At 66.4% G+C, this 17994-nt stretch carries 17 protein-coding genes; 11 read left to right on the top strand and 6 right to left on the bottom strand.

The window, feature by feature from the left end; genetic code table 11:
• Positions 1 to 32 precede the first annotated feature (32 nt).
• The 3 genes from CEY11_RS12520 (at position 33) to CEY11_RS12510 (ending at position 1350) form a co-directional block, all read left to right on the top strand.
• Positions 33 to 515, top strand: a complete 483-nt coding sequence (locus CEY11_RS12520; protein ID WP_088603748.1) for an adenylyltransferase/cytidyltransferase family protein — start codon at positions 33 to 35, stop codon at positions 513 to 515.
• A gap of 171 nt (positions 516 to 686) precedes the next feature.
• The gene (locus CEY11_RS12515) at positions 687 to 926 is read left to right on the top strand and encodes a DUF2191 domain-containing protein (RefSeq protein ID WP_088603747.1); all 240 of its coding nucleotides are present in this window, start codon (positions 687 to 689) and stop codon (positions 924 to 926) included.
• A complete protein-coding gene (locus CEY11_RS12510; protein ID WP_088603746.1) occupies positions 916 to 1350 on the top strand; it encodes a TA system VapC family ribonuclease toxin in 435 nt (144 codons plus the stop codon). The genes CEY11_RS12515 and CEY11_RS12510 overlap by 11 nt, the downstream gene beginning before the upstream one ends.
• 63 nt (positions 1351 to 1413) lie before the next feature.
• Here CEY11_RS12510 and CEY11_RS12505 read toward each other — a convergent pair whose 3' ends face one another.
• From CEY11_RS12505 to CEY11_RS12490, 4 genes are all read right to left on the bottom strand, one after another.
• Positions 1414 to 2094: a protein-L-isoaspartate O-methyltransferase family protein gene (locus CEY11_RS12505; RefSeq protein WP_088603745.1), complete on the bottom strand. Its 681-nt coding sequence runs from the start codon at positions 2092 to 2094 to the stop codon at positions 1414 to 1416.
• Positions 2095 to 2168: 74 nt separating this feature from the next.
• Positions 2169 to 2990 carry a bifunctional hydroxymethylpyrimidine kinase/phosphomethylpyrimidine kinase gene (gene thiD, locus CEY11_RS12500; RefSeq protein WP_088603744.1) on the bottom strand — a complete coding sequence of 274 codons (822 nt, stop codon included), beginning with the start codon at positions 2988 to 2990 and terminating at the stop codon, positions 2169 to 2171.
• 113 nt (positions 2991 to 3103) lie between these two features.
• On the bottom strand, positions 3104 to 4306 hold the full coding sequence (locus CEY11_RS12495; RefSeq protein WP_143322811.1) for a cobalamin-binding protein: 1203 nt from the start codon (positions 4304 to 4306) through the stop codon (positions 3104 to 3106).
• Positions 4275 to 6149: a TonB-dependent receptor domain-containing protein gene (locus tag CEY11_RS12490; RefSeq protein WP_088603742.1), complete on the bottom strand. Its 1875-nt coding sequence runs from the start codon at positions 6147 to 6149 to the stop codon at positions 4275 to 4277. The genes CEY11_RS12495 and CEY11_RS12490 overlap by 32 nt, the downstream gene beginning before the upstream one ends.
• A gap of 568 nt (positions 6150 to 6717) precedes the next feature.
• Between CEY11_RS12490 and metH the strand changes: the two genes are divergently transcribed.
• Together metH and CEY11_RS12480 are read left to right on the top strand one after the other, a co-directional pair.
• Positions 6718 to 10491 carry a methionine synthase gene (gene metH / locus CEY11_RS12485; RefSeq protein WP_088603741.1) on the top strand — a complete coding sequence of 1258 codons (3774 nt, stop codon included), beginning with the start codon at positions 6718 to 6720 and terminating at the stop codon, positions 10489 to 10491.
• A 28-nt stretch (positions 10492 to 10519) separates the two neighbouring features.
• Entirely contained in the window at positions 10520 to 11326 is an 807-nt protein-coding gene (locus CEY11_RS12480) for a helix-turn-helix transcriptional regulator (protein WP_088603740.1), read from the top strand.
• Between the two features lie 337 nt (positions 11327 to 11663).
• Here the strand turns inward: CEY11_RS12480 and CEY11_RS12475 are convergent, their stop codons facing one another.
• Positions 11664 to 13073: a DHA2 family efflux MFS transporter permease subunit gene (locus CEY11_RS12475; RefSeq protein WP_088603739.1), complete on the bottom strand. Its 1410-nt coding sequence runs from the start codon at positions 13071 to 13073 to the stop codon at positions 11664 to 11666.
• 132 nt (positions 13074 to 13205) lie between these two features.
• Here CEY11_RS12475 and CEY11_RS12470 point away from each other — a divergent pair, with 132 nt between their 5' ends.
• From CEY11_RS12470 to CEY11_RS12455, 4 genes are all read left to right on the top strand, one after another.
• Positions 13206 to 13394, top strand: coding sequence for a DUF3460 family protein (locus CEY11_RS12470; RefSeq protein ID WP_088603738.1), 189 nt, complete (start codon positions 13206 to 13208; stop codon positions 13392 to 13394).
• Positions 13395 to 13397: 3 nt separating this feature from the next.
• Entirely contained in the window at positions 13398 to 14285 is an 888-nt protein-coding gene (locus CEY11_RS12465; RefSeq protein ID WP_088603737.1) for a segregation and condensation protein A, read from the top strand.
• Positions 14286 to 14318: 33 nt separating this feature from the next.
• Complete coding sequence (gene panC / locus CEY11_RS12460; RefSeq protein ID WP_088603736.1) at positions 14319 to 15161, top strand: pantoate--beta-alanine ligase; 843 nt, start codon at positions 14319 to 14321, stop codon at positions 15159 to 15161.
• 201 nt (positions 15162 to 15362) lie between these two features.
• Positions 15363 to 15593, top strand: coding sequence for a response regulator transcription factor (locus tag CEY11_RS12455; RefSeq protein WP_088603735.1), 231 nt, complete (start codon positions 15363 to 15365; stop codon positions 15591 to 15593).
• A gap of 153 nt (positions 15594 to 15746) precedes the next feature.
• Here CEY11_RS12455 and CEY11_RS12450 read toward each other — a convergent pair whose 3' ends face one another.
• Positions 15747 to 16412, bottom strand: a complete 666-nt coding sequence (locus tag CEY11_RS12450; protein WP_088603734.1) for a hypothetical protein — start codon at positions 16410 to 16412, stop codon at positions 15747 to 15749.
• Between the two features lie 103 nt (positions 16413 to 16515).
• On the opposite strand from CEY11_RS12450, the gene CEY11_RS12445 reads away from it, so the two are divergent.
• Both CEY11_RS12445 and coaE read left to right on the top strand, forming a co-directional pair.
• A complete protein-coding gene (locus tag CEY11_RS12445) occupies positions 16516 to 17184 on the top strand; it encodes a prepilin peptidase (protein WP_143322809.1) in 669 nt (222 codons plus the stop codon).
• Positions 17185 to 17200: 16 nt separating this feature from the next.
• Positions 17201 to 17812 carry a dephospho-CoA kinase gene (gene coaE, locus CEY11_RS12440; RefSeq protein ID WP_088603732.1) on the top strand — a complete coding sequence of 204 codons (612 nt, stop codon included), beginning with the start codon at positions 17201 to 17203 and terminating at the stop codon, positions 17810 to 17812.
• Positions 17813 to 17994: the final 182 nt, after the last annotated feature.

The raw sequence follows: 17994 nt of genomic DNA, 5'->3' as shown, positions 1-17994 counted from the left end.
TTTTCATTCCGAGACATAAGTATCCCCACACCATGCCGGCGCGTTTCGAATCCAAAGTGCTTAGCCGCGAGGCCTGCGTGGCCGCGGTGCGCAACGGCAGCCTGCCGCGGCCGCTGATCTTCACCAATGGCGTCTTCGACATCCTGCATCGCGGCCATGCCACCTACCTGGACGCCGCCGCGCAGCTGGGCGCCACGCTGGTGGTGGCGGTCAATACCGACGCATCGGCCCGGCGCCTGGGCAAGGGCCCCGAGCGCCCGCTGAACAGCCTGCCGGATCGCGCCGCGCTGCTGGCGGCGCTGGCTTGCGTGACCGTGGTGACCAGCTTCGACGAAGACACGCCCCAGGCCCTGATCGAACAGCTGCGGCCCGACGTCATCGTCAAGGGCGGCGACTACGACATGCAGAGCCTGCCCGAGACGGCCAGCGTGCAAAGCTGGGGCGGCCGCGCGGTGGCCATACCCTTCGAATACGAGCGCTCCACCACCGCGCTGGTGCGCAAGATCCGCGGCTAGGCCTGTTCGTCCCCAGAGGGGCGCCCTCGCAGGGCACGCCCTTTGGACAAGAATGTCCGCTGTCGGGAGCAAATAGAAATGGCCGGTTTTATAGCTCGTGAAATGTCCGCTTGCACCTGAAGAGCTGTAGGCCTAATATGAATACAGAAATCTGTATCCATATGGCCGATCATGAAAACCACTCTCGACCTGAATGACTCTTTGCTCACCGAGGCCAAGGCGCTGGCCGCGCAACAGCGCACTACACTGACTCGCCTGATCGAGGAAGGGCTGCAGTTGCGTCTGCGCAGGCGGCGGCTGCCGGCCAGGCCCGTGCGCCTGCCGATCCACCAGGGCAAAGGCGGCCTGATGCCGGGGCTCGACGGCCTGAGCAACAAAGCGCTGCTGGACGCGGCTGATCGTGACTCCTGACGTCAATATCCTGGTTGCCGCGTCGCGCAGCGACCATCCTCATCATGCGCCCGCGCGCTTGTGGCTGGAGCAGGCCGTTGCCGATGCCGGCCGGGGAATGCCATTGAGTCTGCAGCCCATGGTGATAGCAAGCTTCCTCAGGCTGGTGACGCATCCGAAGATATTTGTGCAACCTACGCCCATGTCCGAGGCACTGCAATTCATGGACGCGCTATTGGAGGCTCCTGGCGTGGAGCAGGCCGAACTGGGCGGAGAATGGGCGTGCCTGCGTCAACTGTGCACGGAAAAGAATCTTTCTGCCAACGCTGTGCCGGACGCCTGGCTGGCCGCTGCGGCCATTCACCAGGGTGAGCATGTGGTCAGTTTCGACGCGGATTTCAGGCGTTTGCTGCCTCGCAGCCAGTTCACCCGCCTGAAGGCATGAAGCCGGCCCTGTTGCGGGCAGGCGGCATTGCGCCGCACGGCCAGCTTTCCCGAGGACTGCAGCCTAGAACTTGAACTTCGAGACCGAGACGCCGCGCAGGGGCTTGATGACGGTGTCGAACAGGCAGGTGGTGTCGAAGCTGGCGGCGCTGGTGCGGGTGATGCGGCAGGCCGTCATGACGGGCTGCTGGCCCACTACCACCACCATGCGCCCGCCGATGCGCAGCTGATACTTGAGGGCGTCGGGCACGGTCGGCACCGAGCCGGTGACCAGGATTGCGTCGTATTCGGTGGTGCCCCAGCCGGCGTGGGCGTCACCCGTTTCCACCTTGACATTGCTGACGTGGTTGCGCTGCAGGTTCTGCTGCGCGAACGCCGACAGGCGGCTGTTGATCTCGATGCTGGTGATCTGCTGGGCCAGCTGGCCCAGCAGCGCCGCCTGGTAGCCCGAGCCCGTGCCGATTTCCAGCACGCAGTCGCTGGGCTTGAGCTGCAATTCCTGGGCCAGGCGCGCCTCGACCTTGGGGCTGAGCATGGTTTCGCGCGTGTTGACCGAATTGACCTCCAGCGGGATTTCCAGGTCGGAGAAGGCCAGGGCCTGCATGGCGGGCGGCACGTAGCGCTCGCGCGGCACCGAGAACAGTGCCTGCAGCACACGTTCGTCGAGCACGTCCCACGGCCGTATCTGCTGCTCGACCATATTGAAGCGGGCGTGTTCGATCTCGGGAGGGGAGCTTATGTTCATGGCTGGCTGGGTGCTGAAAACAATAGGGTATTGTACTGATTCGTTGCAATTTTTGCCCCGGAAGCCTGCACGCCTCAGGCGGCCGGCCGCCACCACTGGTGGAAATGTTGTACCGGCCCGTGCCCGGAACCCACTTGCAGCGTGCCGGACGCGGCGATCGCCGCTTCCAGGTAGGCCTTGGCGCGGCGCGCCGCCTCGGGCACGTCGGCGCTTTGCGGCAGCAGGGCGGCCAGCGCGGCCGACAGGGTGCAGCCGGTGCCGTGGGTATTGGGCGTGTCGATGCGCCGCCCGGGCAGTTCGATCAGGCGGTCGCCGTCGTGCAGCACGTCCACCGTGTCGTTGCCCGGCAGATGGCCGCCCTTGAGGAATACCCAGCGCTGGCCGTCGTCGCTCAACAGGCGGCGCAGCCGCTCCGCCATGCGGCGCATTTCCTTCAGATTCTGGGCCGGGCTGCACTCCAGCAGCACGCCGGCCTCGGGCAGGTTGGGCGTGACCACGGTGGCCAGGGGCAGCAGGCTGTCGCGCAGCTCGCGCACGGCGCTGCGCTCCAGCAGATGGTCGCCGCTCTTGGCGACCATTACCGGATCCAGCACCAGGTGCGCCGGGCGCCAGTGCGCCATGCGCTCGGCCACGCGGCGGGTCACTGCCTGCTGGCCCAGCATGCCGATCTTGACCGCGTCCACGCGCACGTCGGCGAACAGGGTGTCGATCTGCTGCGCGACGAAATCGGGCGGCACCGGCGAGATGCCGGTGACCGCTTGCGTATTCTGGGCCGTGAGGGCGGCGATGACGGCCATGCCATAGGCGCCCAACGCGCTCATGGTCTTCACGTCGGCCAGTATTCCGGCGCCGCCCGAAGGATCGACGCCGGCGATGGTAAGCGTATTGGGGATCATGCTGTGTATTCCGGATTCACGACCGTGATGATTGCATCGCGTGATTTTACGGCCTCCCGGCCGGGGCTACGGCGCGGGGTATGCGGCCTGGCGCTTGCAGCCCTGGCTGCGGCTCAGGGGTGGCGGCGCGGCGCCCGGTCTGGAACCGGCTCTGGCGCGGATCGTGCGGGCGTGGCCGGCTGCCCGGCGCGTACCTGATCCAGGTCGCGGCACAGGTCTGCCGTGGCCTGGATCAGGCGCGGGCCGGGCCGGAACAGCGCGTCCGGGTCTATGGCATAGACGCGGCCGGCTTGCGCGGCCGGCAAGCGCAGCGCCGACCAGTAGGCCTGGCGTGCCTGCCGGCGGCGCCCACCCGCGGCGGTGATGATCGCCTCGGGGCGCGCCAGCAGCACGCTTTCCGCAACGACCTGCGGGGCGGCCAGGGCGGACTGGGCATAGATGTTGACGCCGCCGCAGGTGCGCAAGGCGTCGTTCAGCAGCGCATCGCGCCCTATGGTGTACAGAGGGTCGGTGCCGATCTCGATGAACACCCGGATCGTGCGCCGCGTGCCGTATTGCGCGCGCAGGCGGGCAATGCGCCCTGCCAGCGCCGCGGCTGCCGCGTCGGCCTGGGGCGCGGTGCCCAGCAGCCTGCCCACGCGCGACACGTCGCGGGCGATGTCGTCCAGGCTGCGCGGCGCCATATATTCCAGGGGGATATGCAGGGCGCCGAGCGCGGGCGCCAGCGCGCGCGTGGCCGCGGAGGGCTGCCAGGCCAGCACCAGGTCGGGCCTCAGGGACAACAGGCGCTCCAGGCTGATGTTGATCCCGTCGCCGACCCGCGGCAGGCGCCGCGCCGCGAGCGGATAGTCGCTGCTGGTGACGGTACCCACCAGGCGGCTGCCGCCGCCCGCCGCATAGGCCAGTTCCGTCAGGCTCGGCGCCAGTGTGACCACTCGAGTGGCAGGCTGGCGGCCTTGATCCTGCGCGGCGATGGCGGCAGCGGCGGAGTGGGCGGGGTCGCCGGAAGCAGCGGCGGGGCGGGCGCAAGCGGCTTCTTTGGGCACCGTGGCGCAAGATGCGCCGGCAATGGTGGTAGCTGTGGAGGTAGCAGTGACAGTGGCGGTGGCAGTGGCAGTGGCAGTGGCGCGACAGGCCGCCGCAGGCGCCCAGGCAGCCGCCCCCAGCGCCAGGGCCGCCACGAGCCCCTGCAGCTGGCGTATCGGCCCGGCGCTCTGCCCACGGCGCGCGGGAGCAGCGGCCGCGGCGGCCGCAGCACCGGCCCCGCCCCGCGATGCGCGCGCGCTACATGCGCCAGGACAGGTTGACGAAGACATTCGATCCGGGCGTGTTGTACCCGTAGGCCTGGGCATAGGTCTTGTCCAGCACGTTGTTCCAGCGCACCTGTACGCCGAAGTGGCGATTGAAATCGTAGGCCGCGGTCAGGTTGACCAGACTGTACCCGCCCAGGGTGACTGTGTGGGACTGGTCGTAGCGCTCGCCCACATACGTGTATTCGCCGCCCAGCTTCCATGTGCCTAGGCGCTGCTCGACACTGGCCCGGTAGATCTGGCGTGCGCGGCGATCGAGCTGATTGCCGGTATCGTCGTCGCGTGGATCCTGGAAGTCGGCGCTGGCGCGCAGCGTGGTGTTGCCCAGGCGCTGCTCGGCCGTCAGCGTGGCGCCGCGCAAGGTGGCGTGGCCGATATTGTTGGGCAGGTACGTGACCGTGTCGTAGTTGATCAGGTCGCGCACCTTGTTCTGGTAGACCACGGCGCCAAGGCGGGTGGTTTCGCCCGTGTAGCGCAGTCCCAGCTCCACGTTGCGCGATTTTTCCGGCTTCAGGTCGGGGTTCGAATAGCCGGGGTAATACAGGTCGTTGAAGGTCGGGGTCTTGAAGCCCGTATTGGCCGCGGCATAGGCGCGCAGCCCCGGAACCAGGTCGTAGCCGTAGCTCAGGCCCCAGGTGGCGGCGTTGCCGAACTGCGAGTCATGGTCGTTGCGCAGGCTGGCCTGCAGGTGGTGGCGGCCGAACTGGCCGGTATAGACCCCGGTGAAGGCGTCGTTGTGGCGCCGCGTCTGGTCATAGTCGACGATGGGCCCGGGGCTGAAGCCCACATAGGTGGGAATGTCCCCCGCCACTGACTGATCCAGGTGCTCGTAGGCCAGCACCAGCTTCTGGTGGGGAGCGAGCTGCAGTTCGTTCTGCCAGCTGTACTGGTTCTGGCGGGTGCGGAAGGTGGTGTCGCTGGTGGCGGCGATCGTGCGGTTCTTGTCCAGCGTGTAGGTATAGCGCAGGGTGCTCTTCCAGCGCGAGGTGATCTGGTTCTCGCTGCTCAGGCTGTACAAGTCCAGGGTCTGGATGCTGCGCTCGTTGTAGGGGTTGTAGCGATCGTAGTCGATGCCGCCGTTGATGCGGCTGCTGTACATCTGCACGGCGATTTTCTGCCCCGGCCGCCATTCATAGGCCAGCGAGCCGTTGATGTTGCGCGAGTAGTAGCTGTCGGTGTCCGGGTTGTAGCCATACGGCTCTTTGTCGTTGGTGGCGTTGTAGCCGCCGCTTTGCGCATACGAACTGCCCAGGCTGTAGGTCCAGCCGTCGGCCTTGCCCGACATGCCGGCGCTGTATTTGCTGGTGGCATAGGTGCCCACGCCCGCATTGGCGTAGGCCGAGAAGGGCTGGTCGGTATCCGGCCTGGTGATGATGTTGATCACGCCGCCGATGGCGTCCGCGCCATACAGGCTGCTGGCCGAGCCGCGCACGATCTCGACGTGGTCGATGCTGGCCGGCGGAATGGCATTCAGCGCGCTCAGTCCGCTGGTGGCGCCGTTGATCGGCACGCCATCCAGCAGCACCAGGGTCTGGTTGGCATTGGCGCCGCGCATGAACACGCTGGTTGTCGTCTGCGGGCCGCCGTTGCTGGAAAATTCGATGCCGTGCTGGCGCCCGAGAATATCGGCCAGGCTGTCCTGGCCGGCCTGCTGCAGCGTCTGGTGGTCGATGACGCTCACGTCTCCCAGCACATTATTTTCCAGCTGCGCCGAGCGGCTGGCGGTGACCACGATCTGGTCGAGCTGGGGTACCTGGGAAGTCGCGTCGGAGGATGTCTGGGCGCTGGCGGCCAGCGGGCCGAAACAGGCGAGTACGGCGAGCGAGCACCGCGTAGCAGAGGTTTTCATTGTGAGGCCTGGTCACGGCGCGCGTCCCCGCACGCCATTAATAGAATGCATCATGCCCCGCGCCGGCGGTGGGCGGGCATGAACCCGGTGTGATCGAGGCCGGTGTCGGGCTGGCATGCCTGGGCATGACTACCGTTGCGGGGGCAGCACAGTTGGTGCGGGCCGGCAGTGGCCGGCGCATCCTGTTTCCCATTTGACTTTCGCAGCGCGTTTCCCGTCCGCGGCGGACGGGGAATCTTGTGGAGTACGCGCTGAAAGCACCTCTTTCAGAAACGGGATTTTACATGGCGGGCAAACGGGTGCCGCGCGTCGCAGTGGGCTCGTGGCGTGAGGCGGCCACGGGGGATTTGCGCCACGCCTGGCCTGGAGCCCCTTTGCCTGCCAGGGCCGCGCCCCTTGCGGGGCGGGCGGGCCCCCGGGCCGCGGTTCATAGGTGGGAAGTGGCTACAATAGGGTACCGACCCCCGGCTCATGTGCTACGGCGGGCGCCTTGCGGCGCGGCCCGCGGCGTACGCCATGGCGCCGCCGTTCGGCCCAACCCGGTTTTCCGTAACGTTCCAGGTACGACGTGTCCTATCCTTCCTTGCCTTATCCGGTCTCTTCCTATACTCGCGGCGGCGAATTCGCGCGCCTGCTGGGTTCGCGCATCCTGATCCTGGACGGCGCCATGGGCACCATGATCCAGCAGTACAAGCTGGGCGAAGAGGCGTTCCGCGGCGAGCGTTTCGCGCAGCACCCCAAAGATCTGAAGGGCGACAACGAGCTGCTGTCCCTGGTGCGGCCCGAGATCGTCCTGGAAATCCACAAGCAATACCTCGAGGCCGGCGCCGACGTCATCGAAACCAATACTTTCGGCGCGACCGCCGTCGCGCAAAGCGATTATGGGCTGGCCGACATCGGCTACGAACTGAACCTGGCCTCGGCCAAGCTGGCGCGCGCCGCCTGTGACGAATACAGCACGCCGGACAAGCCGCGCTTCGTGGCCGGCGCGCTGGGGCCCCAGCCCAAGACCGCCTCCATCTCGCCCGACGTCAATGACCCGGGCGCGCGCAACGTTACTTTCGAAGAGCTGCGCGATGCCTATACCGAGCAGCTCAACGGCCTGATCGACGGCGGGGTCGATCTGCTGCTCATAGAAACCATCTTCGACACGCTCAACGCCAAGGCGGCCATCTTCGCCATCGAGACCGTCTTCGATGAACGCGGCGTGCGCCTGCCGGTGATGATCTCCGGCACGGTTACCGACGCCTCGGGCCGGATTCTTTCCGGCCAGACGGTAGAGGCCTTCTGGAATTCGGTGCGCCATGCGCGGCCCATTACGGTGGGCTTGAACTGCGCCCTGGGTGCGGCGCTGATGCGTCCGTACATCGCCGAACTGTCCAAGATCTGCGACACCTATATCTGTGTCTACCCCAACGCCGGCCTGCCCAATCCCATGTCCGACACGGGCTTCGACGAAAGCCCCGACGACACGTCCGGATTGCTGCAGGAATTCGCCCAGGCCGGGCTGGTGAACGTGGCCGGCGGCTGCTGCGGCACCACGCCCGAGCACATTCGCGAGATCGCCCGCAAGGTGGGCGGCCTGCCGGTGCGCCAGGTGCCCGAGATCCCCGTCAAGACGCGCTTGTCCGGGCTCGAGGCGCTGAACATCGACGAGGACAGCCTGTTCGTCAACGTCGGCGAGCGCACCAACGTCACCGGCAGCAAGATGTTCCTGCGCCTGATCCGCGAGGGCAAATACGACGAGGCCCTGGCCGTGGCGCGCCAGCAGGTCGAGAACGGCGCGCAGATCATCGACGTGAATATGGACGAGGCCATGCTGGACTCGGCCGTGTGCATGCGGCGCTTCCTGAACATGCTGGCCTCCGAGCCGGACATTGCGCGCGTGCCCATCATGATAGACAGTTCCAAGTGGACGGTCATCGAGCAGGGCCTGCGCTGCGTGCAGGGCAAGGCGGTGGTCAATTCCATCTCGATGAAGGAAGGGATAGAGCCCTTCCTGCACCAGGCCCGGCTGTGCCGCAAGTACGGCGCCGCGACAGTGGTCATGGCCTTCGACGAGCAGGGCCAGGCCGACAGCCTCGAGCGGCGCAAGGAAATCTGCGCCCGTGCCTACCGGCTGCTGGTCGACGAGGTGGGCTTCCCGCCCGAAGACATCATTTTCGATCCCAATGTGTTCGCCATTGCCACCGGCATCGAAGAGCACAACCATTACGCGGTGGACTTCATCGAGGCCACGCGCTGGATCACCCACAACCTGCCGCACGCGCGCGTGTCGGGGGGCGTGTCCAACGTCAGCTTCTCGTTCCGCGGCAACGAGCTGATGCGCGAGGCCATCCACACGGTGTTCCTGTACTACGCGATCCGCGAGGGCATGACGATGGGCATCGTCAATGCCGGCCAGCTCGGCGTGTACGAAGACATCGACAAGAAGCTGCTGGACTTCGTGGAAGACGTGGTGCTGGATCGCGCCGAGCCGCGCGGCCGCAGCGGCCCGGACGACGAGCGCAGCTCCACCGAAAGGCTGGTCGAGCTGGCCGAGACCTTCAAGGGCGAGGGAGCGCGCAAGGAAGAAGACCTGCGCTGGCGCGAGCAGCCGGTGGAAGGCCGGCTGTCGCACGCGCTGGTGCATGGCATCACCACCTTCATCGTCGAGGACACCGAAGAAGTGCGCCAGAAGATCGACGCGAGGGGCGGCCGGCCCATCGAAGTCATCGAAGGGCCGCTCATGGACGGCATGAATGTGGTGGGCGACCTGTTCGGCGCCGGCAAGATGTTCCTGCCGCAGGTGGTCAAGTCGGCGCGCGTGATGAAGCAGGCCGTGGCGCACCTGATCCCCTTCATCGAAGAAGAAAAGCGCCAGATCGCCGCGGCCGGCGGCGACGTGCGCTCCAAGGGCAAGATCGTCATCGCCACGGTCAAGGGCGACGTGCACGACATCGGCAAGAACATCGTCACCGTGGTTCTGCAATGCAATAACTTCGAAGTCATCAACATGGGCGTGATGGTGCCCTGTGCCACCATCCTGGCCAAGGCCAAGGAAGAAAACTGCGACATGGTCGGCCTGTCGGGGCTGATCACTCCCAGCCTGGAAGAAATGGCCTACGTCGCCTCGGAAATGCAGCGCGACGAATATTTCCGCAGCCGCAAGCTGCCGCTGCTGGTGGGCGGGGCCACCACCAGCCGGGTGCATACGGCGGTGAAGATCGCACCCAATTACGAGGGCCCGGTCATCTACGTGCCCGATGCCAGCCGTTCGGTGGGCGTGGCCACCAATCTGATGTCCGACCAGGCCGAGGCCTATGTGGCCGAGGTGGCGGCCGAATACGAAACCGTGCGCACCCGCCACGCCAACCGCAAGGCCACGCCGCTGGTCAGCCTGGAACAGGCGCGCGCCGACCGGCCCGCCATAGACTGGTCGACCTATATGCCGCCGCGCCCGAAATTCATCGGCCGCCGCGCCTTCAAGAACTACGATTTGTCCGAGATCGTGCACTTCCTGGACTGGACGCCGTTCTTCCAGACCTGGAGCCTGTTCGGGCAGTATCCCGCCGTACTCAAGGATCCGGTAGTGGGCGAGCAGGCCGTCAAGGTGTTCGAAGAAGGCCAGGCCATGCTCAAGCGCATCATCGACGGGCGCTGGCTCACCGCCAATGGCGTGGTGGCGTTCTATCCGGCCAACACGGTCAATGACGAAGACATCGAGGTATACCGCGACGAATCGCGTTCCGAGGTGCTGTTCACCTGGCGCAATCTTCGCCAGCAGACGGCCAAGCGCGAGGGCGTGGACAACAAGTGCCTGGCCGATTACATCGCGCCGCGCGACTCCGGCGTCACCGACTACATCGGCCTGTTCGCGGTTACGGGCGGCCTGGGCATCGAGAAGCACGACGAAGCCTTCCTGGCCGCCAACGACGATTATTCCAGCATCATGCTCAAGGCCATCGCCGACCGCCTGGCCGAGGGCTTCGCCGAATGCCTGCACGCCCGGGTGCGCCGCGACCTGTGGGGCTACGCCGCCGACGAGAGTCTCGACAACGAGGCCATCATCGCCGAGAAATACCAGGGCATACGGCCCGCTCCCGGCTACCCGGCCTGCCCGGAACACATCGTCAAGAAAGAGCTGTTCAAGTACCTGGAATGCGACGACATCTCCATGACGCTGACCGACAGCTACGCCATGTACCCGGCATCCAGCGTTTCGGGCTTCTATCTCAGCCACCCGCGTTCGCAGTACTTCAACGTGGGTAATATAGGCCCCGATCAGCTGCAGGATTACATCCGGCGCAGCGGCCGCACGGAAGAAGACGTGCGCCGCACCCTGGCGAGCGTGCTGCGCTAGGGCCTGCCCACACTAAAAGGGGTACCGCATGGCCACCGACATGGCCGACACCGACAGCCAGGCGGGTTCCACCCGGCGCCGTGCGCTCGGGGAATTCCTGCGCAGTGTGCGGGCGCGAGTGACGCCGGCCTCGGTGGGCCTGCCGGCGGGCATGCGGCGCCGCACCCCGGGGCTGCGGCGCGAAGAGGTGGCGCAGCTGTGCGGCATCAGCGTCACCTGGTACACCTGGCTCGAGCAGGGCCGCGACATTGCCGCTTCGCCGGCGGTATGGGCGCGCCTGGCCACGGTGCTGCAGCTGGTGCGCGCCGAGCGCCAGTACCTGTTCGAGCTGGCCGAGTGCGCCGACCCCGAGCATGGCCGTGAGCCCGAGGCCGAGCTGCCGGCCGACCTGGCCGATTGCGTGCACAGCATCGTGGCGCCGGCCTATATCCTGGATCGCTGCTGGAACGTGCTGGCGCGCAACGAGCCCTTGCTGCAGTTGTTCGAAGGCTGGCCCGATCGCGACGCGCGGCCCAATCTGCTGCGCTACATTTTCCAGGATCCCGCCGCGCGCGACCTGGTGGTCGACTGGGAGCAGCGTGCGCGCAGGGTCGTGGCCGAATTCCGGGCCGATGCCGGCGCGCACGCCGACGAGCCCGACGTGCGTGCGCTGGTGGACGAGCTGCGCCAGGCCAGCCCGGTGTTCACGCATTGGTGGACGCGCCAGACGGTGGTCGAGCGCGAGGGAGGCCTGCGCCAGTTCCGCCACAGCTCTGGCGGCATAGCCGGCTATCGCCAGATCACCTTCCGGCTGGCGACCCGGCCCGATTGCAAGCTGGTGATGCTGCTGGATTAATGTGAAAGAAGCCTCTTCCATCCTCGGGGGTGGCCGCAACTGCCATCCTCGTTAGAGCCTGTTCACACTAAAAGGGAGCCGCACTGGTGGGCAAATGGGCGCCGGGCTAGGCGCGGGCGAGGCCGCTCCACGCAACGGGCCTACAACGACGCATGGCGCCTATTTGCCCATCAGCCCGAAGGGCGGCCACAAAAAAGCCCGCCCTTCGGCGTTGCTCATGCTCGCCGTGGCACCGCCACGGCTGCGCTTTGCGCCTTGATGGACAGGCTTTTTTGTGGCCACACCTCGGGCTGCAAAAGCAGCTCGACAACACCGCTGCCTTGTCGGGGCCGGGCCGTTATGCCGTGCGCCGGCGCCGCGGCCAGCGGCGCGGGGATACCTTCTTGTTCTGGTGCAGGTGGTTGCCGGCTTCGGGGGCGAGGCGGCGGAACGACACGGTGGACAGCGCGGTCAGTAGGCCGATCGTGGCGAAGCCCAGCACCAGATCGGGCAGGCCCAGATGCTCGGCGCCACGCGCCAGCATGCTGAGGTTCAGGGTTACCGCGGCAAAGCCTACCCCCAGGCTGATGCCCAGCTGCTGGGCCATGGCCGAGAAACTGCTGGCGCGGCTCATGTATTCCGAGCTGATGTCGGCGTAGGTCAGGGTGTTGACCGCGGTGAACAGCAGCGAGCGGAAGAAGCCGCCGATCAGCAGGATGACGACCATGATCCACACCGGCGTGTCGGCGCGGAACAGGCCGCACATGGCGACGAAGAGGCCGGCGACGATCGCATCGAAGATCAGTACCCGCTTGAAGCCGAAGCGCTGGATGATGGGGGTGGCCACCAGCTTCATGAGCATCGCCCCGGCCGCGCTGGTAAAGGTGATCAGGCCGGCGGAGAAGGGTGTCAGGCCGAAGCCCACCTGCAGCAGCAGCGCCAGCAGGAAGGGCGTGGCGCCCACCGCGAAGCGGCACAGGTTGCCGCCCAGCGTGGCGATGGCGAAGGTGGGCGTGCGCAGCAGGCTGAGGTCGATGATGGGGTATTCGGCATGGCGGGCGTGCCAGACGTACAAGATGCCGCAGGCCAGGCCGGCGCCCACCAGCAGAAGCAGGTGTTCCACAGGCAGCGAGCTGTGGCCTATGGCCTCGAAGCCCGATACCAGGGCCGCCAGGCAGATGCCGCTGAGTATGAAGCCCAGCCAGTCCAGGCGCGGCTTGGCCACCGGGTAGTCTTCGCGCACGTAGCGCAGCACCAGCGCGATGCCCAGGGCACCCACGGGCACGTTGATCAGGAATATCCAGTGCCACGAGGCGTAGGTCACCAGGAATCCGCCCAGCGGCGGCCCTATCACCGGGCCCAGCAGCGCCGGCAGCGACAGGAACGACATGGCCTTGAGCAATTCCGTCTTGGGCACCTTGCGCAGCAGGATGATGCGCCCGACCGGCACCATCATGGCGCCTGCCATGCCCTGCACCACCCGGGCCATGACCAGCTCGGTCAGATTGTGCGACATGGCACAGCCCACCGAACTGAGCGTAAACAGTAAAATAGCCGCGATGAACACGCGCTTGCCGCCAAAGCGGTCGGCCGCCCAGCCGCTAATGGGCACGAACACGGCGGTGGCCAGCAGATAGCTGGTGATCGCCACGTTCATTTTCACCGGGGTGGATTTCAGCGAGTCCGCCATCACCGGCAGCGCGGTGGCCACCACGGTGGAGTCCAGCATTTGCATGAACAGCGCACATCCCACTATGAAGGGGATCATGCGGATGGCTCTACGTTCGCGTTCTGAATAGGTTGGGGCGGGTTCAGGGCTTGTGCTGGAATCCATTACCGCATTCTAACTTTGTTTGTCTGAAGTAAACTTGAAACTCGACCGTTACACCTCGTGAGCATCATGGCCAAGAATTACACCTCGGAAATCACGCAATTTCTGACCGACTACAAGAAGCGTCATCCCGATACCGAGCTGCGCCAGCGCGAGGGCCGGGCGAAGCTGTGGGACAAGCAGCTCGACCCGGAACTCCAGGACGGCTTCCGGGCGGCGCGCGTGCCGCAGCAACCGTACGTGTACCAGACCGATTGATCCATGCCGCCGAGCCCCCAGGCCCCGATTGCGGCCGGCGAGATCGACGCCTTGGTAGAACCAGCGGTGGATAGTACACCCGACGTCGTGGACAGCGTGGCGCTGGCCCGCCTGTATGGCGAGCCGCTGTTCGCCATGCCGCAAGACCTGTACATTCCGCCCGATGCGCTCGAGATCTTCCTCGAAGCCTTCGAGGGCCCGCTGGATTTGCTGCTGTACCTGATCCGCAAGCAGAACTTCAATGTCCTCGACATTCCCATGGCCGAGGTCACGCGGCAATATCTCTCGTACGTCGAGCAGATCCGCAGCCAGAACCTGGAACTGGCCGCCGAATACCTGCTGATGGCCGCGCTGCTCATCGAGATCAAGTCGCGCATGCTGCTGCCGCTGAAAAAGACCGACACCGGCGAAGAGCCCGACGACCCGCGCGCCGAGCTGGTGCGCCGGCTGCTCGAATACGAGCAGATGAAGCTGGCCGCGCAGAAGCTGGACGCGCTGCCGCGCGCCGGACGCGATTTCCAGCGCAGCCACGCGCTGATGGATTTGCGCGTCGAGCGCATGCTGCCCGAAGTCGATGCCGAAGACCTGCGCCGCGCCTGGGCCGACATCATGCGCCGCGCGCGCCTGAATGCACGCCACCAGGTCACCCGCGAACAGCTGTCGGTGCGCGACCACATGAGCCAGATACTGCGCCGCCTGAGCGACGTGCGCTTCATGGAATTCACCGAATTGTTCATGGAGCGGGCCTCGCAGGGCGATGCGGCGGCCGTCATTGTCGTACACTTCCTGGCGCTGCTGGAACTGGCGCGCGAATCGCTGCTGGACATCACCCAGGCCGAGCCCTACGCCCCCATCTACGTGCGCCTTTCCTATACCAGCGCCCAGGCGTAAAGCCGCTCACCCCCACCCAGGACGGAGAACCCCTTGAAGGTAGTGCATACGATTGAAGAACTGCGGGATCAGCTGCGCGGCCAGTTGCGCGTGGCGTTCGTGCCTACCATGGGCAATCTGCACAAGGCGCACTTGTCCTTGATGAAGCTGGCGCGCCAGCACGGCGACCCGGTGGTCGCCAGTATTTTCGTCAATCGCCTGCAGTTCGGCCCCAACGAAGATTTCGACCGCTATCCGCGCACCCTGGCCGCCGACATCGAGAAGCTCGAACGCGAGCGCGACGTCTATGTGCTGTTCGCGCCCGACGAGCGCGAGATGTACCCCGAGCCGCAAAGCTACACGGTGCAGCCTCCCAACGACCTGGGCGACATACTCGAAGGCCATTTCCGGCCGGGTTTCTTCACCGGCGTCAGCACCGTGGTCATGAAGCTGTTTTCCTGTGTGCAGCCGCGGGTGGCAGTGTTCGGCAAGAAAGACTATCAGCAGCTCATGATAGTGCGCAATATGTGCCGGCAGTTCCAGCTGCCAGTCGAGGTTCTGGCGCACGAGACCGTGCGCGACACCGACGGGCTGGCCTTGTCTTCGCGCAACGTCTACCTGCAGCCCGCGGAGCGCAACGAGGCGCCGTTCCTGTATGCGGTGCTGCACGAGCTGCGCGACCAGGTCTTGGCCGGCCACTTCGACCGGCAGGCTCTCGAAGACCGGGCCGTTGCGGCACTGGCCGGGCACGGCTGGAAGGTGGACTACGTCGCGCTGCGGCGCCGCCGCGATCTCTATCCGCCCACCCGCGAAGAGATGCAGGCCGGCGAACCCCTGGTGGTGCTGGCCGCCGCCAAGCTGGGCAACACGCGCCTGATCGACAACCTAGAGATCTGACCTCGCTATGCGGGCTGTCGCCGCCGTGTTCCTTCGCGGCGCGGCGCGCCGCATCTGCCCGTTGCGCGCCGCAGGCGCCGCGGATGACGGCGCAGTGGCGCGGGCGGCCGGATATTTCTTCAGTTTTCTGTAAGAATTGACAGGCGACTTTGGCGGGGCGTCGTGACAGAATTCCTGTACCCCCACAGACAGGAGACCCGCATGAGCCCCGACCCCGACCCAGACCCAAGCCAAGATCCCCGGTTTGCCGTACTGACGCCGCGCGAACGCGATGTCATGGAATACGTGGCGCTGGGCAAACCCAACAAGATCATCGCTGCGGAACTGGGGGTCTCCCAGCGCACCATCGAGGCGCATCGCGCCCGCATCTTCCAGAAAATGCAGGTGCGCAACGCGGTCGAACTGGCGCGCTGCGTGCTGTCGGCGGCGTAACTGCGTGGGCGGCCATGGCTCTGCAAACCCAAGATCCACAAAGATTCTTGGGTTCTGACGGGCCGCCGCAAGCGCCCCGAGGTGCTGTCCCTGTTGTCCGGGCGGCGCGGGGTATCCCCGGCCCGGCGCCTTGCGGCGGCGTTGCGCGTGCGTTCAGCGGCTGCAGCTCGGGTGCGGCGCCTTGTTCAGCTCGTCGATGCCGTCTATGTCGGCTTGCCGCGTCAGGCGGTATTCAAGGTTGGGCTTGATGTTGTCGAGGCTGTCGACGCGCAGCAGGTTGTCGTTGATGAACGTCAGGCTGGCCTTGGTGCCGCCCTTGTCCAGTTGCAGCAATATGCGCAGCGGCGTACTACCTATCACTTGCCAGCAGCCTTGCTGCGCAGTGCTGCGTCGTGCGTCGGGGCCGTCCAGCACCAGGGTGCGCAAGCGCCATTGGCCGCTGGGGGCCAGGGTCAGGGTCACCCGATTGGCCGAGCAGGCATTGCCATTGACCAGGCAAGGTATGGTGCCCAGGAAGGTCTTGGGCTCGGCCAGCGGGCGCACGAAATCGGGCTGCTGGGCCGTGGCGGCGGCTTCCGCTTGTGTGTCGGGCTTTTTCTGGTTCGGGCCGAAGCCCAGGTGCAGCTGCGAGGGTGATTGCGATTGCGTAAGGCCCGGGCCTTGGGCTTGCGCCATGGCATCGTGCTGCGTGTTGTCGCGGGCGTTGTCATAGTAGCCGGGGGGCCGCTGCGAGGCACAGCCGGCCAGCAGCACGGCCAGCAGCACGGCGCCGCAGGCATTACGGCCGGCGCGCCTTGTGTAGATTGCTTGTGCGGACATGAAAAGGGTTCCGTGGAATCGGTCGAGACGAAGCTATGAGCATTCTACGCATTAATCATAGGCTTGGGGGCGCACCTTGCACGGCGCGGTAGCCGCCTGCGCCGTGCCGGCCCTGCTCCTGGGCTGTGTCTGCGGAGCGGCGGCCGCTTGCGCCGCCGTGGCGCTCGCACGGCGCAGCATCGTTTGGTTCTGCGCTGAAGCCGGCGCGCCGCCGCCCAAGGCATCGGGGCGGCACCTCGCGGCAGCGGCGCTGGGGCTCGGGGCGCTTGCCGCGATGCTCGCCTGCCGCCACGGGCCTGGCCCTTATGCGGCCGCTGTACTGTGCGCCCTGGCCTTGCTGCTGGCCCTGTCACTGGTCGATGCGGCTCTGGGCCTGCTGCCCGACGCCTTGACCGGGCCTTTGCTTTGGCTGGGCTTGTTGCGAGCCTGGGCGGGCGGCGACGTGGGCCCGGTGCCGCTGCACGATGCCGTGGCCGGGGCGGTCTGCGGCTATGGCCTGCCGTGGCTGCTGGCGTGGGTCTATGCCCGGTGCTGCGGGCGCGTAGGCATGGGGCGCGGCGACCTGAAGCTGCTCGCCGCACTGGGCGCCTGGCTCGGGCCGGGCCCGCTGCCGGGCCTGCTGCTGGCGGCCTGCGTGGCTGGCCTGGCCTGGGCATGCCTGTGGCGGCGCGATTTTCGCGGGCAGGCCAGCTATCCCTTCGGCCCCTTCCTGGCGGGCGCCGGCGCCGTCGCCTTGCTGCTCGGTCCTGAGGTACATTGGGGCTTTGCATGAATCGGCCCGGTACAGCATGTACAAAATTGGACTGACCGGCGGCATCGGCTCTGGCAAGAGCCGCGTCGCCGAGTTTTTTCGCGAGTGGGGGGCGGCCATCGTCGATACCGATGAGATCGCCCACCAGCTCACCGCTCCGGGCGGGCGCGCCATGGCGCCCATACGCGCGGCTTTCGGCGCGGACATGGTCGCCGCCGATGGTTCGCTCGATCGCGCCCGGATGCGCGAGCTGGCGTTTTCCGACCCGGGCGCGCGCGGTCGTCTCGAAGCGATTGTTCATCCCTTGATAGGAGCCGTTACACAAGAGCGCGCGCAGCAGGCCCGGGGATGTTATCTTGTGCTGGTTGTACCGCTGTTGGTCGAGTCGGGCCGCTGGCGCGGGCGCGTCGACCGCATCTGCGTGGTCGACTGCGATCCGGCCACGCAAGTGGCTCGCGTGCAGGCCCGCAGCGGGCTGACGGCGGACACTATTGCGCGTATCATGTCAGTGCAAGCTTCGCGTGAGGAGAGACTGGCACTCGCAGATGATGTGGTGCTGAACGATGCGCAGACAACGCTCGAAGACTTGGCTCGGCGTGCCCGCGTGGTGCACGAGCGCTGGTGTCTTTGGGCGCAACAACGGGGTTAGCCGGCCTGGGGGCCCGTGCGGCAGAAGCTGTCGAATTGCGGTTTGAACGCTTGCGAGTGTTGTTTTCATCGTCATTGCGCTTGTGCGGCCGCTGTTCTGCAAGGCCCGGCCCCGGCGATGAAACCGGTCGCAGCGGCGCATGCCGCCGACGATTCTTCCGCCCCATGCTTCCCGTGATGCCG

Origin of the sequence: Candidimonas nitroreducens (assembly GCF_002209565.1) — a bacterium.
GTDB lineage: Bacteria > Pseudomonadota > Gammaproteobacteria > Burkholderiales > Burkholderiaceae_B > Candidimonas > Candidimonas nitroreducens.
The sequence above is the reverse complement of the archived record's forward strand: the minus strand, read 5'-3'. Positions and strand labels throughout refer to the sequence as shown.